This window comes from Sphingobium sp. UBA5915 (assembly GCF_002431195.1).
In the GTDB taxonomy this organism is placed as follows: domain Bacteria; phylum Pseudomonadota; class Alphaproteobacteria; order Sphingomonadales; family Sphingomonadaceae; genus Sphingobium; species Sphingobium soli.
Genome location: NZ_DJDV01000042.1, coordinates 1 through 14,680, shown reverse-complemented (window position 1 = coordinate 14,680; position 14,680 = coordinate 1). Strand labels below are relative to the sequence as shown.

Annotated in this window: 9 protein-coding genes; 4 read left to right on the top strand and 5 right to left on the bottom strand. The window is 61.0% G+C overall.

Going from position 1 to position 14,680, the window contains the following annotated elements; translation table 11 throughout:
* Nucleotides 1–232: 232 nt before the first annotated feature.
* Complete coding sequence (locus tag B2V90_RS05855) at nt 233–1,144, bottom strand: DUF5655 domain-containing protein (RefSeq protein WP_293920233.1); 912 nt, start codon at nt 1,142–1,144, stop codon at nt 233–235.
* Nucleotides 1,141–4,605: a class I SAM-dependent DNA methyltransferase gene (locus tag B2V90_RS05850; RefSeq protein ID WP_293920230.1), complete on the bottom strand. Its 3,465-nt coding sequence runs from the start codon at nt 4,603–4,605 to the stop codon at nt 1,141–1,143. The genes B2V90_RS05855 and B2V90_RS05850 overlap by 4 nt, the downstream gene beginning before the upstream one ends.
* A 103-nt stretch (nt 4,606–4,708) precedes the next feature.
* On the opposite strand from B2V90_RS05850, the gene B2V90_RS05845 reads away from it, so the two are divergent.
* Nucleotides 4,709–5,539 carry a DUF3883 domain-containing protein gene (locus B2V90_RS05845; protein ID WP_293920228.1) on the top strand — a complete coding sequence of 277 codons (831 nt, stop codon included), beginning with the start codon at nt 4,709–4,711 and terminating at the stop codon, nt 5,537–5,539.
* A 197-nt stretch (nt 5,540–5,736) separates the two neighbouring features.
* Here B2V90_RS05845 and B2V90_RS05840 read toward each other — a convergent pair whose 3' ends face one another.
* Complete coding sequence (locus B2V90_RS05840; protein ID WP_293920225.1) at nt 5,737–7,170, bottom strand: serine/threonine protein kinase; 1,434 nt, start codon at nt 7,168–7,170, stop codon at nt 5,737–5,739.
* 186 nt (nt 7,171–7,356) lie between these two features.
* Nucleotides 7,357–8,619, bottom strand: a complete 1,263-nt coding sequence (locus tag B2V90_RS05835; protein WP_293920223.1) for a phospholipase D family protein — start codon at nt 8,617–8,619, stop codon at nt 7,357–7,359.
* A 642-nt stretch (nt 8,620–9,261) separates the two neighbouring features.
* On the opposite strand from B2V90_RS05835, the gene B2V90_RS05830 reads away from it, so the two are divergent.
* The 3 genes from B2V90_RS05830 (at nt 9,262) to B2V90_RS05820 (ending at nt 13,780) form a co-directional block, all read left to right on the top strand.
* Nucleotides 9,262–10,554, top strand: a complete 1,293-nt coding sequence (locus tag B2V90_RS05830; RefSeq protein WP_293920220.1) for a SidA/IucD/PvdA family monooxygenase — start codon at nt 9,262–9,264, stop codon at nt 10,552–10,554.
* 69 nt (nt 10,555–10,623) lie between these two features.
* Nucleotides 10,624–10,890, top strand: coding sequence for a CopG family transcriptional regulator (locus B2V90_RS05825; RefSeq protein WP_293920217.1), 267 nt, complete (start codon nt 10,624–10,626; stop codon nt 10,888–10,890).
* Nucleotides 10,883–13,780, top strand: a complete 2,898-nt coding sequence (locus B2V90_RS05820) for a YecA family protein (protein WP_293920214.1) — start codon at nt 10,883–10,885, stop codon at nt 13,778–13,780. The genes B2V90_RS05825 and B2V90_RS05820 overlap by 8 nt, the downstream gene beginning before the upstream one ends.
* Before the next feature lie 580 nt (nt 13,781–14,360).
* On the opposite strand, the gene B2V90_RS05815 is transcribed toward B2V90_RS05820, so the two are convergent.
* Nucleotides 14,361–14,680: hypothetical protein (locus tag B2V90_RS05815; protein ID WP_293920211.1), on the bottom strand; the 320-nt coding region annotated here is incomplete at its 5' end.

Here is a 14,680-nt window from a genome sequence, read left to right as displayed (position 1 = left end):
GCACTTAGCGCCAGAAAGTGGTGCCAGAAGAGGAATCAATAACTATTCATATGATTTTGATAAGAAAATCAATATCATATGGCATGAAACTGATGACCCCATTTGTGGCCCAAGGCAGGGGATATATTCGCGGTTCGAGTCATATTTTCTCTCACCTAGCGACAATCATTATGTACCATAGAATATCAGGCTGGCTCAAGGCAGATACTCTATGCCCCCTCAGTTGGACTGCTCATGAGGCGTTGTAGGACGCTTCGAGCAAGGGCTTGGCCTTCTCGAAGTCGGCAAGGGTCGTGATCGTGATTTCCAGGTCGCCGGTTCCGAAGTGCCCGATCGATTTCACGTTGCGAGTGAAGCCCTCCTCCAACTGGATCGAGGCCGGATCGACCTTGACGTAAACGAGGAGCTTGCGCGCCTGATTGCGCAGTTCGACGCTCGCGAAGTTCTTGATGCGGCGAAAGGCAATGTAATAGGCGGTCGTCTTCGCTTCGACATCATCGCCCAGCGCCAGCATGAAATCGGAAATCAGGTGATAGAGGTCCAGAAGCTCCTGCGGAGCTTCAGCAAGGTGTTCGGAGATCGTCTTGTAGTTCGGCTTGGCGCCAGAGCCGGCGGTGGGCGCCACAGGTGCATTGGGCTGTTTGGCGCTGGCAGAGGTCAACTGCTCAAGCAGGAGTAGATCACCCTCGAACCGCCGGTATCGGATAAGCGCAATGTTGCGGTTCATTTGCTTGACCGCATGTTCATCGTACTTGCCGAAATCACCTGCGATGCAGATCAGCCTCGGACCGGACCAGTCGACTGCCTTGGCCACTTCCGCGCCGAGCTTTTCAAGGACCAGCCATTCGAAATCCTTGCGGTGGCCCATCAGCCAGTCGAGATAGTAGAGGCCTTGGTTGATGACGTTCTCGTTCGAGGAGCGCTTGTACTCGATGACCACGGGGCTGTTGTTTTCATCGATGCCGAGCGTGTCCATCCGACCGCCCTCGTTGGTCGAAAACTCGCTGGCGAGGAAGCGCACGCCGATCAGCGCATCGAGATTCTTCTCGAACACCGTCTGCAGCGACTTTTCGAGCGCCATCGCACCGCCGGCCAGCTCGGTGACCTGCGCGGCCCCCAGCCGATAAAGCTTGATGTCGCTCATGCGGCGTACCTCCCATCCTCAAGCCTGCGCGCCATGCCGATGCCGGCGAGGGCTTCCAGCACCGGCCGCACGGTGGCGGCGCGTTTGCCCTTGAAAGCGCGTGCGACGTCTTGCGGGGCGAGCGGCGCCGATGCTGCCGACAGCACCTGCTGTACGGCGCTGACCTGCTCTGGAAGCGCGCTGGGCCATGGAATGACATTGTCGGGCACCACCACAACCGTCTCGCCGAAATCGAGCGTCTGGGTGACAGGCGCCTTGTATTCGGGCGCTTGATAGTCAGGCCGCAGCCAGCGGATCAGGCCCTTGGCCTCCTCGGCCGCGCGCAGTTTGTTGAGCGCGACGAGGCGGGTGAGGATCTCCTCGTCCGACAAGTCGGCGGGCCAGCCATAGGTCTCGGCGACGAGCGCATCGATCGCGTCATGGTGCTGGCGGATCAGGGTGACCAGACCGCGATCGTGAAAATCGCGCTCGGCCTCCGTCAGCGCGCGGCCTTCTCGCAGGGCTTCGAGGACGTTGTAGAGTTTGGTCAGAGTGAGGTCCGCGTGCTCGGCAAGTACACGCTTGCGCAGCCTATCGAGCGCTTCGGCCTCAACGCGGACGCGAGCCCTGAGCGGCTCGGGGACGTCGGCAGGAAACGGGAATTTTCCGAAGCAATCCGAGTGATTATAGTTCGAGTCATTTCCCACACCCAGCCATGCGCCCGTGCGAAGTGCCCAGACAAGATGAGTCCGACTGCTGAGCACGCCAAGATAATAAGCATCAGACAAGGCAATGCCGATAATCTTGGCGTCTAGGATAGTGCCTGTAGGTACGAACGTAAAAATTCGGTGCTTCGAGGTCCGGCATGTTGCTATCGCGCGATCTAATCCAGATACAGCGCGTCGAAGAGTTGGTGCATTTTCGCCAAAAAGCCACCAATTATCGCGCCTTGTCGATCTGCGGTTCTGGTCTCGTTCGGGCTTCACTGCATGCAAGATGTGCTGAAACAATTGAGGTGAAGCGGATTCCGCTTCTGATGCCGACAATCCGTAAAAATCGATGACCCATTTCTTCTCATGGCGTTGAACAATATCGCGACCGATCAAATAGGGCTTCAGATTGCCTGGAAGAGCATTTTCACTGATCCTGTAATGAGCAAGTTCCGCCTGGCTTAGCCGGAAGCCAAGTCCAAGGGGATTCATTCCTTGAACCGCCAATCCATGATTAGCGCGGAGTTCCACGGCATCGTCGACATCTGCGCCTAGAGTAAGATCGCTATTGATACGCTCGCCTAACGAAGTCCGCAATGTTACCCATCGCTCGCCATATCCATCCGAAATAAGTCCTTCCTCTTCGACTACCTGCAAGACCGGTTGACCCTGGATTCCGCCACAGGTCATGGCAATTCGAACGTCGGCACCGTCCGTTCCGTCCACCCACGGATGATCTGGAATTGCGAAGAGAAGCTTGCACTTTGCTGCTTCGATTACCGTGCGATTGAATGTTTGAGTGATTGAGTTGGTCGTGATGAAACCAAAGCGCCGCGTCCCTGATTTTGCCAGAGCGGCGGCTGATATTGCCCACCAATACATCACGAAATCCACCGATTCGCCGACTTTCGTAAAGGATGAGCGGATGGCTTTGGTGTAACCGTCGCCAAGCCGTTCCCTCATCCTCTTGTTGCCGATGAAGGGAGGGTTTCCGACGATGAAATCTGCTTTGGGCCACTTAGTTGCGCGCGGCTTTATGTAGCGATAGACCTCCAGTCGTCCCGTTTCGTCTGGCACCAATTTTCCGGTCACGGGGTGCTTCTTGAAACTGATACCATCCCAAATACTTACGGGTGTCCCGGCCTCGTCCAGCTCCAGCACCTTTTCATCATAGTCGATCAGCGCGTCGCGGTTTTCGATGGTGCGCACGTCGCGCAGGATCGGCTCGGGCGGAGCCCGGTCTGCGCCGTTAACCCGGAAATGCCATTGCAGGTAGCCGATCCACAGCACCAGTTGCGCGATCGCAGCGGCGCGCGGGTTGATCTCGATGCCGAGGAAGTTCTCGGGCGTGATCGTGTGCCCGGTGATCTCGGCCACGTACTGGTCATCGCCCAGCTCAACCAGCAGATCGAGCACTTCGCCTTCCAGCTCCTTCATGCGTGCCATGGCGACATAAAGGAAGTTGCCGGTGCCGCAGGCGGGATCGAGCACCCTGGTCTGCGCCAGGCGTGCATGGAACGCCTCGACATGCGCGCGAGCCTCTCCCGCCTTGCCTTCGTCGATCAGTGTCGCGGCGGCACCGCGCACGCCGTCCCAGTCGGCGCGCAGCGGCTCCATGATGGTGGGGCCGACCAGCCGCTCGACATAGGCGCGCGGGGTGTAGTGCGCGCCCAACTTGGCACGTTCCTTCGGATTGAGCGCGCGTTCGAGCAAGGTGCCGAAGATTGCCGGCTCGACTTCGGTCCAGATATGTTCGCCTGCCTGGATCAGCACCTCCAGTTCCTCGGCGTCGATCGGGATCGCGCTGCGGTCCTTGAACAGGTAGCCATTGAACTGCCGCAGCGGCACGCCGAGTGCTGGCGAGAATGCGCCCTTGTCCATCGCCGCCCACAAGGCGGAAAGCTGGTGCTGGAGGTGTTCGGGATGCTCGCGCTGGCCTTTCAACAACGTGGTGAAGCTCTTGTTCGGGATCAGCCCCGTGTCCTCGGCGAACATCGTGAAGAGGACGCGCATCAGAAAACCACTGGTCGCCTCAGCATTGTAGCCGCGCTTCTCGATCCGGCGCGCGACGGTAGCGAGCAGTTCGGCGATTTCGCGGGTAACGCGCGCGGCCTTGGCGGCGGGATCGAGGCCCTTGGGATCGGTCCAGATCGCGCGCAGCCGATCGCGCACGTCCTTGTCGCGCAAGTCCTCCAGCATGATTCGGTAGCGCGCCCGGTCGGGGAACTGGGCATAGGCCTTCCCGGTGCCGGTGAAGTCGGCATATACTTCGATGCAATAGCCGATGTCGGCCACCAGCAGGAACGGCGGCCAGCCGTGCTCGACCGGCAGTGCCTTGGCATAACGCTCGGCCTGTCCCTTGGCCTGGACCATTGCCCGCGCCCAGCCCGGCGTGCCGCGCCTGGCCGTGCCGCGCTTCATGCGGGTGCTGGCGGTCTGACCGAAAAGATCGAGGTCGTCTTCACCTCGATCGGCCGCCGCGCGGTCGGCGTCGCTGCCCTGCTTCGCCTCAAGGATGAAGCTGTCGCGCTTGTAGCAGTCGATCCGGCCGAAGCTCTGCGAGCCGTCGCCATTGTCCTGAAAGACACGGCGTTCGAAGACATAGTCGTTACGCGCATCGTCGGCCCGGCTGCCGGCCGGAGCGTCAACGCCGATCAGGGCGCACAGACCGTTGACGAAACTTTGCGTATTCGCGAGTTCGGAGCCGCCGGTCTCGCGCCAGTGGGCGATAAACCCTTCGATCCGCTGCTGTTCGTCGTTATCCCCCTGCATGGTTTCCGTTTAAGCGGCTCGATCCGGGCAGGGCAATCGGAAAGCATCGGCCTGGGCATCAGAAAAGTTCTGCCTATAGTACTCCGGCACGAGGGGGGCTGCATTGGCAGAAGTCTGGAGCGATGCCGAAATTGATCTGATCGTCGCGGATTATTTCGCGATGCTCCAGGACGAACTCGCCGGCCGCCAATTCGTGAAGGCCGAGCGAAACAGGGCGCTCCAGCAACTGCTGCCGCGAAGCCGGGGATCGATAGAGTTCAAGCACCAGAATATCAGCGCAGTCCTGTTGGGCCTGGGGCAGCCATGGGTCGAAGGGTACAAACCAGCGGCCAACTTCCAGAACGCGCTCGTCGATGGTGTCCTGCGCTGGCTCGACGCGCGGCCCGATTGGCTGATGCCGAACGGAAGAGCGTCCTCTCCTTCGGGCGTTCGGGAAGAGCAGCCGCTCTGGTTCGGTCCGCCGCCAAGCCAGCGCAACGAGCCGCCTCCGATCGATGCCAATTTCATGGCAGCCATCGGCCGCAAGTACGACGTCGCGGAACGCGATGCCCGAAACCGCACGCTGGGAAAGGCCGGGGAGGAACTCGTGTTGCGTCACGAGCAACGGTCATTGCGCCAGCTCGGCCGGGACGATTTGGCGGACCGGGTCCGTTGGACGGCGGAGGCCGATGGAGATGGTTTCGGCTTTGACATTGCAAGTTTTGAACCGGACGGAAGCGAACGGCTAATCGAGGTGAAAACGACCTATGGCTGGGACCGCACGCCGTTTCATATCACGCGCAATGAGTTGGCGGTTGCGGAGACCAGGCGCAACGAATGGCATCTGGTTCGGCTCTGGAATTTCGCGCGAGAACCCAAGGCCTTCGTACTGCGCCCACCGTTGGAAGCGCACGTCGAACTTACGGCAACGAGCTTCTTGGCTGGGTTGCGTTAGCGCCCAAGCGTATTGTCATCTGCGCGTGACGATTTCCGCCGACATTGCTGACATTCGAGCTTCAAAATCTGCCTTCCAAAAGCCGCTCTTCGTTCATCGGATGCCTGACAACGGCCCTTGGCCAACAGCTATCGTTTCGGAATGCGTTAGAAATGGCCGAGCTTGGCCAGTTTCCGTCGTGGGATCGCATCACCATCCTAAGCGTCGAACAGATCCTTCTGCCTCTGGATGTACCGACGAAAGTCGTCCTCGCTGAACTTTTCGTGGCGCGCGTCGTAGGTGGCAGGGTCAAGATTGTACGGCGATCGCGTGCTAAAAATCACGAAGGATCCTTTCAGATAGCGTGAAAGCGGCCTCGCGCCCGTGGGTAGCGGCTCACCCTCATATTCGCCGTATTCCCAGGCATCAATTTCAACATACTCGCCTGGCCTGATCTCGCAGATCGTTTCCTTGTATCCCGAGTCTGGAAGGTACGCGCCCTCGGTGCCGGTGGGCGATACCGGGTCAGCCTCCAGACGGAAGTAGCTCCAAGGAGATCCGCTGCCGAAAGATTCAAATGTCAACTTCAGTGGTTTCACGACGAACTTCAGGTCGCAGTCTAACCTGATGGAACCCCGTTCGAAAGAATGGTCGATCTTAGAGATTGTCAGTCCTCCACCATCCGGGAAGAACATGTGATTCAGGCCGTCGGTCTTTGACGCCTGGCGCAGGACGTGAATTATGTCATCGGGATCGAACCACGTCGCCCGGGATGGGGAGGCAAGGGGAAACAGCCGGCTCTGCACTTCGAGCCATTCGCCGAGGTTCCTGCGATGGAAGTCCGCGTCGAGCGTGATCCAGTCAGTTAGCCGCTCCGTCACTTCAGCCATCGTCGGGCGCCTGGCGGGATCGTTGTCGGTGCATTGGGACAGCAGCTTGTCCAGCGGCGCCGTAAATGCTTTGCGATGGTAAAGGTTTAGAGCGAGTGCACCTTCCGCGGAATACTGGCCGTCGAAGCCCCAGGCCTGGTTGGTTAGTGCTATCCACATAGTCTTCGCGAAGGAGTAAACGTCGGCGGGGCCGCCATTTGCCTTCGACGCTTCGCGGCGCATCTCTGGTGCCATCGTGAACTTGGCGCCGACGTCGGTCCGCGCGGGCGTGATCTCCTTGCGGCGCGGATACTTGACCAGTCCGAAGTCGGAGAAACATAGGCGACCCCCAAGCCTCAGCAGGTTGGCAGGTTTGATATCGCGGTGGTGTATGTCGCGCTCATGCAGCCGAGCCAGTGTCTCGGCCAGAAGTCTGAATTCGGTCACCACTTTCTCCGGCGGAGCTTTGCCGAAGGTGCCGGCGGCTGGAATCGCGAGCGGCATGACGAACCAGCGCGGCCCTTTCGCTGGATCATGCGGCAGGTCGTGCTCCAGGAGGGGAATGACGCCTTCCACGTCTTCGGCCAGCTTAAGCGCCTCAATTTCCGCAGCGATTCGGTCCCGGGCCGTTTGGCTAAGATTGCGGAGTATCTTGAGCGCCCGATCCACTTGGCCGGCACGCGAAACCCGCCACACCACGCCGTTGCCGCCGCTGCCGATGAGTTCTTCAAGCGTCCAGGGGCCGACCTTGTCGCCGGGTCTGAGTCTTGCCGCTTTCGCCATTGGATGGAGGTAGTGCCCGTCACGATCCGAGAGAAGAGGATATTGCGCCGACGAAGCGGTCGTTCAGTCCTGATATCACGCACTTGATTTCTGACATACATTCACTTGTGACTTGTCACGCCAGATCTCAGCACCGCGCGCTTCTGATGCTCAGCCAGACGGTTCGTCGACAGCTCGCCAAGTCAATTAGTCCTCCGGTATATAGCCGACAGCGCGCAGGCGTTTGCGCGCCATGGCCTGCTCGTCGGGATGGAATAGCGCGCGCCAAGTGGGTTTGAGGATCAGCGCTTCGACCGAGAGATCGAGGCGCTGTTTCTCCCACAAGGTCTCGAAGCCAGACGTCGCTGCCCCCCGGATCAGCCGCCGCGCGGTCTCAACGCCACCATGGTCGGCGAGCATGCGACGGAAGGTGGTCGGGCGATAGCCAATCGCGACAGCATCATTGTAAATCTGCTCCATTGCCATCGTGAACCCCTTGTCGCTCGGCGCCATCTGCGAGGCCGCGACCAGCGCCATCGCAGAAGTAAGATCAATTAGGGCGCCATTCCCAGAATGCGCGGCAAGAACCGCTGGTGCTATGGAGGTGAGCTTTCCTTCATCAGCCTTGGACAGTGTTAAGCGGCCGAGCGCAGGGAAACGCACTTGTTTCGCCGGGATGACGAGACGCAGTCCGGGGCGTCCCGCCTCTTCCGGCAGCGCTCGCCAGATCCCACCATATATGGCTACTTTGCCCGAAACATCGAAGTCGAGCACCCAGTCATTTGGAGCAATACGATCGTTCCACCCTGCATAGGCATCGGTTGTTGGCGCGATATGGCCTCCTCTTCTCTCGGAGTTGAGCCATTTTTTGTCGTCGGTCGATAGGTCGTCCTTCCAATAAGCGAGCTTCACCTGGCCCCAGGCCGGATGCGTGGGTGCATTCTTGAATGCCTCGAGCAGGTCGCTGACCAGGCGGGTACCGGTCGGGGCCATTTTGGCACGCGTCTTCCAGACCTGCTCTGCTCGCTCGAGGTCATCGTCGAGAATTGGATTGCCTTGAGCGAACAGAGCATCGAACCAAGTGGCAATGTCGCCAATCATCGTGGGATCGTCGAGCCGGACATTTGCCTCGCGCCATCCACTTGCTGAGTCGCCTTCGAGCGCGAGTCCGTTGGCCGATGCATTAGACGAGCCGAGTATCGCCCCGGTCGGGGTCCAATAAACCTTGGCATGCAGAGACGGATGCGATTTGAGCGTGATGCCGGGCAAGGCGCGGATGCGACGTAGCTCGGCCGGATTGCACGCGCCAGAATCGAGATTGCATAGAATCTCAGCCGTTATCCCGCGATCAAGCCCAAGTCGCTCGATAGCGCCCTTACCCCAGAAGGCGACCGCGAGACGCGCGGTCTTGGCCTCGGCAAGTAGGTCGCGGATTTCGGCCAGGGCCTGGGTTTCGTCGAGCAGTTTCATTGCGGCACTCCTTAGACATCAAGCGCGTTGCGCCAAATTGACCGGTACCCTCCCCGGCCTACGCCGCCAATCGCCTTAAACCCGGTCATTCACGCGCAATTTTGACGTGATTGATTCTTGCCGTTCGTTCAGCGCGCTGTAGCAATGGCGGAAAGACTTGGGCTGGGACGAAGCGGCCGTTCTTAGCAACGTATTGAACGTCAGGTTATGTCAGAAAACGACGTTCTGCGTTCACCTGACCGGTATCTAAGAATGACAGGCAGTAGGTGGCGCATCAGTAAACAGAACGCACAGCCTGCTGTACTTGTCGGCGCGGCGCGAAGACATCCTACGAAGCTTTCAGTGCTGGCGACCCGTCTGCGCTCGGCTCGGAGGGGCTTCGGCAACGGCGCGTGCGGATTTCACACCGCCGGAATTTCGGTGCGTTGCCGGCGCAGGGCTGGTGATCCTGAAGGGGGGCCCGCCAAGTTGACGTCGCGCACCGGGCTGTCCATCAATCGCTCGACTGTCACAGGACTCCCTAGTGCCGCGTGGCCCCGGAAGTCTAACATCCGGCGGCGATCGAGAGCGCTGGACACGCGAGCGACGCCGTACGAGATAGCAGCCAGTCACAGTGAAGAAGGGTGAAGGCGAAGCGCTACGATGCCACAACAAAATATCGCCGTGGTCGGAGCCGGCCCGAAGGCGGCGGCACTCGCGGCCAAGGCCTATTGTCTTCAGCAGGAGGGCCATGAAGTCGCGGTAAATGTGTTTGAGCGCTCAGAGATCGGTGCCAATTGGTCGGGCAACCATGGCTATACTGATGGCCTTCAACGGCTTTGCACGCCCGCCGAACGCGATCTCGGCTTTCCCTACGGCACGACCTTCGGCACCGGTGTCGTCGAGCTGATGCAGTCGCGCTTTTCCTGGAGCGCCTTTCTCGTCGCGCAGGCAAAGAATTCTGACCGCTATTCTGAATGGGTCAATCGGGGGCGGCGGCCGCCCAGCCATGGCGACTTCAAGAACTATCTGCGATTCGCCTTCGAGCAGGCGCTAGTCGAACCGGCGCTCGGCCGCGTTACCAAAGTCCTCGAGGATGGCGGCACCTGGACGATCCGACAGATTGACGCCGCCACCAAGGACATCGTCGAGTGGCCGGGATTTCACGGGGTCGTGTTCACCGGTCCGGGCCCGGCGTCGAAGAAGCCGCCGCAGGTGAAGGATAGCCGCGTGCTGTCCGGCGTGGACTTTTGGAGCCACCTTGCCCGCGTCCGCAAATTGCTCGCAAAAATCAAGGACAAGCCGATCGTTATCGTCGGCGGCGGCGGGACCGCCGCAGCGATCACGGCATGGTTCGTGCGCGAGGGGGTGCGCAGCCAGCCGATCAACCTGATCAACAGCCAGGCCATGCTGTTCACGCGCACGACCAATTTCTTCGAGAACAGCCTGTTCGACGATGAGGAGACCTGGTTCGCGCTCGACCCCAGGATCCGCAACGAGTTCACCAAACGGCTCAATCGCGGCGTGGTCTGGGAAACGATCAGCAGCCTGCTCGCTGATGCGGAGAACCTGACGCTGCTGCCTGGAACGGCGACAGATATCCGGCACACCGCTCCGCCAACGCCGCGCGCGCTACCCGATCTCGAAGTCGAATATGCCAATCACAAAGGAACGCATCCCCTACCCGCCGGCCTTGTCATCGACGCGACCGGATTCGACCCTTGGGCATTTGAAGTGCTTACGCCGCCCGACGTGCGCGCTGCACTCATCCAGCCGCGGCGCGAGACGCTAGCGAACGACATTCGCGACGACTTGTCGCTACCGATCCCCGGCTTCCCGCGGATCCACACTCCCGGGCTCGCCGATGCGCAGGGACCCGGCTATGGCTCGCTGATGGTCCTGGGGGCGATGGCCGACAAGATCCTCAGCCCCTATTATGATGCAGCAACATCTTGAATTCCCTGTCGCCATATGTACATATGTACAGGTATCTGGAGGTTCCAAATGGCAGACGATACAAACAATATGGTGCTGCGCACGATTTACCTGCCGCCCGATGTCGATCAGGCGCTGAAGTCGGCTGCGATCCGCGGCTCGCGCAGCAAGGGCGACCTAATCCGCGAGCTGATCAAGACCGGCCTCGAAGCGAAGCGGAAGGAGGCCGGAAGCTATTTCGCAGAACCGTCGGGAAACAGGCAGCCGGTGCGGCCGGCGGCGGTGACCCGGACGATCGTCGGCAAGGCGAAGTCCCCCAAGCCGCGTGCGAAGCCCAAGAAGGCGGCGCTTGACTGATTCGGCGCCCGGGGGCGAATCACGGGGAAAGAACGGCGCTGCAGGAGGCGAGGCTCGGGCCATCGTCCTCGATGCCAGGCAGCTCGCGCGCATTGAAAGCGTGCATCGCGGCTTCCTCTACCAGCATCTGTACGCAGCGCTTTGCCTGCTGCTTGCCGGGCCTGCGGGGGTTGATCGAATCGTTGTCGAAGGCGATGAGGATGTCGAACTGCAGCGCGGCGCTGAGCGAATCTATGTCCAATTAAAGTCGCGCCTCGAAGTGCTGACGTTCAGCGATATCGAGGACGCGCTGCTGCGTTTCGGCGCCCTTCGCGCCGAACATGCGAACGGGGCCCGGCAGGGTTCGGCACGGTTCGTCATCGCCACCAATGCTCCGCCCGGTCCAATGCTTTCTGAACAGATCAAAGCATGGCCGAGCGACGTTCAGCTGCACTGGCCGGGTGGACCTGCGGTCGATGATCCGGCGCTGCCGTCCCCGCCTGGCGACGTTAATGCCGCGCTCGCCGCCTGTAATGCGGTTGCCGAGCAACTCCCGTTCGCGCTGCTCCGCCCCGAGACGCTGACCTGGAAGCTAGCAGGCCTGGTGCTGCTGGCGGCCTCTGGCACTCCGCCGCGGCAGGATCACGCATTCGGGCGGGGGGAGTTGCCAGCCTTGTTCGAGCAGCTGGTCATCCAGATGCAGGACTTTCCCTCTCCTCCCGCAGACTACCGCGTCCAGATCGGCGAGCCTGATCTGATCGGCGAGGACCGCATCCGCATCGTCGCGGCGCTGTCGGGTGCCGGAAAAACTGCATGGGTTGCCGAGGCCGCGACGCACCTTGCGGTCCCTGCCGTCTACATGGATGTCGGGGACATGCCGGGGTCCGCGCTCGCAGCGGCGGTCGCGCGCGAAGTCACAGCCAAGATGTTCGGTCGCGGCCATGGCACGCTCGGCGAGATCCTGCTGCCGGGCGCCTCGGGTCTGGACACGTTGGGCGTGCTCAGTGCGAAGCTTGGTCAGGAGGGGCTCGTCGCCGATATCGTCATCGACAATGCCCACCGTCTTACCGCGGCCGACCTCAAGCCGATCGTCGAGCGCGCGCCGAACGTCCGCTTCGTGTTTCTGTGCCAGCCGGGTGCGGAGACCCAGGAACTTGCGTCGCTGCTCGGTGTCGAGCTCGAGACGCTGGGCGGCTGGGACGAGGACACGATTGCCGCGGCGGTCAGCGATGCCGGTTGTGTGGCTGACTTTGCCGACTGCGAGCGTCTGTCGCGCCTGACGGGCGGGCTGCCCTTCTATGTGCTCAACGCGGGGGAGGTCGCGCGGCGCGAGTATGACGGATCGATCGCCCGTTTCTGCGCCGACCTAGAGGCGCAGACCCATCTGGTGGCCACTGCCCAAGAAATCATCCTGCGGCGCGCTTTCGAGACGCTGCCAGAGCGCATGCTCGGCATGATCTCGGTGCTGAGCCTGGCGGACGTGCCACTCTCCAAGGACGAAGCGGTGGATCTGCTCGTCGCCGCGTGCGGCCTGACTCCGCAGAAAGCCGCGGCCGCAATCCGCCGCCTACCCGAAAGCGGTATGGTCGAACTGTTCAGCAATACTGGGATCAAGGTCCATGACGCGGTCCGTGTGCTGGGCCGCGCGCATATCGCCGCGATGGGCGCCGAGCGTGAGCGCGAGATCAGGACGAATTTGCGCGACCGAATCATCCGCACACTCCAGGAGAACTGGAGCATCGGGCGCGTCGCGCTGCTCGTGCGGCTTCTCGGCCAGCTTGGCGAAGTCAAAGTCCTGGTCGAGTTCGCGACCGATGAGATCTTCCATGAGATGGGCGTGTGGCGCGAGATCGAGCCGTTCCTAGTCGTGATCGCGCAGAACCCGAGCGAAGATCCCGAGACTCGGTTCTGGGCGCTTGACGGCCTGGTGTTCAACGACCTCAGGGAAGGCGATGTCGATCGCGCGATACCTTGGATTGATGCAATGCGCGCGCTGCTCAACGACCAAGAGCTGGGTGCGGACGAATGGCTCGCTTGGGGCATGAAGCGGATACTCGCTTTGTCTCAGACTGGCGATGCCAGCGGAGTCGATGCGATGCTCGCCGAAGTTGAGGCGCGGCTGCCCGCGAGCGGCGAGCATCAGCGGATCTTCCGATACAATCGTGCGGTCGCGATGTTCAAGCTGGAGGCGTATGACCGAACGCTCGAAGTCACCGAGCAGCTCGGTGACGAATATTACGGCCTGCTCGGGCTGAACCCGGCGGACATCTTCGCACGCAATCCCAAAGAAATCCGGCCGATGCTCCCCAAAGGCCGCGACAATACTGACACTCTCAAGCATCTCGCAGATGTTCTCGATCTCCATGCGCAGGCGCTGCAGAAATCCGGCACGCTGGCCCCGCTCGCGCGCATCCATGCGATGAAATTCTACGACCTCGCGCGCGCGCCGCAGTCGGTGGTCCGCGTTGGCCAGGACCTCGTCGAAGACTATCTCGAGAACCGCGACTATGCCGGTGCGCGCGACGTTGTCGAGAAGACCTTGTTGCCGACGATCCAAGGACTTGGGCTGGTCTCCTGGGTGGTCCCGATCCGCGCACTATATGCCGTAGTGCTCGCGTATGACGGCGATCTAGCAGGAGCCGACCGCGAGCTGCGCCGCCTCGCGCCCTACGAACCGGGCCTCGGCCAGGAGGCGAGGCGCCAGCTGTGGCACCAGCGGCAACGTGTCTCGGAGATCCGGCGGTTCGGTGCTCCGCCGCAAGTGCGAGTCAACATCACGCCGCAGATGCAAGCATTCCTCGAGTCGCGCCGCGGCCCCGCGCCGACCGCGCCGCGCAGGGCCAAGGTCGGGCGCAACGAGAAATGCCCCTGCGGATCAGACCGCAAGTACAAGCATTGCTGCGGGCGCTGAGCGCGCCCGCCAACCAGCCAACCGTCAATTGAAAGCAACTAGCGCGCGACTTCCGTGCACGAGACGCAGGCTTCTGCGATCGAGGCGCACGCGGCATCGATAGAACCAGCACAGCGAATTGCTGACACATGACCGCAGCGATCATATCCGCGCCCGCGATAGCTTGGCGGCGATCCCTTGCCGATCGACAGCTTTGGCCACCGCGACCGACCGCTTCCAGTGTGAGCGGACATTCGAGGCCTCGCATCGGAACGGCGCATGTTGGTCGACGGCGGACGTCAGCGGGACTGTCAGCACCCGCGTGAACGATCGTCGGCTTACTACGGCTCGGCGCCCGAAAGCGGCCAGGTCGCAATCCACCACCGACGGGCGTTAAGCGCCCCTGCCCTCCCCGATGAACGAACGTCTGCTTACCGGAACCCCCGCCCGTAAGCGGCCATTCCGCTTTCCACCAGTAGGCACCACAAAATTTGCAGATATCGAAGCTGACCAGTAGGCTTTTTCCCGAGGAGGCACTGCTTGGCACTAGTTACTGTGGTAGGCCGAAAAAAATTGAGGGTGAAAACGGAATCTCATCCCATCAGGTCGATCGCACGGTATATACGTCGGTACAAAAGGCCGGCTGGTCGTTAGCAACCATTTCAGATTGCTCGTAAATGGCGCCAGAGTTCGATTCCGTCCCCGGCACCATAATTTCTTTTTCCCTCATCCCGCAGCTGTCCAGCGACGGCTTAGGCGGGTTTTGAACACAGCGTCGTTTAAGCGAGGGATTGCCCGGTAACCCCGGCTCAGGAAAATAGGGGTATCGCGCCGGTTGGTTCATTACCATGCCCGCAACCTGCATATCGTTCTTGGCTGATGCCTCGACAAAATCGATCGTGAAGCGTCCCGGGTTTTCCG

What these genes read in the sequence shown, in the direction of transcription:
- B2V90_RS05855 (WP_293920233.1), bottom strand. Translation starts at nt 1,144, where the DNA reads ATGAGCGACATCAAGCTTTATCGGCTGGGGGCCGCGCAGGTCACCGAG.
- B2V90_RS05850 (WP_293920230.1), bottom strand. Translation starts at nt 4,605, where the DNA reads ATGCAGGGGGATAACGACGAACAGCAGCGGATCGAAGGGTTTATCGCC.
- B2V90_RS05840 (WP_293920225.1), bottom strand. Translation starts at nt 7,170, where the DNA reads ATGGCGAAAGCGGCAAGACTCAGACCCGGCGACAAGGTCGGCCCCTGG.
- B2V90_RS05835 (WP_293920223.1), bottom strand. Translation starts at nt 8,619, where the DNA reads ATGAAACTGCTCGACGAAACCCAGGCCCTGGCCGAAATCCGCGACCTA.
- B2V90_RS05830 (WP_293920220.1), top strand. Translation starts at nt 9,262, where the DNA reads ATGCCACAACAAAATATCGCCGTGGTCGGAGCCGGCCCGAAGGCGGCG.
- B2V90_RS05825 (WP_293920217.1), top strand. Translation starts at nt 10,624, where the DNA reads ATGGTGCTGCGCACGATTTACCTGCCGCCCGATGTCGATCAGGCGCTG.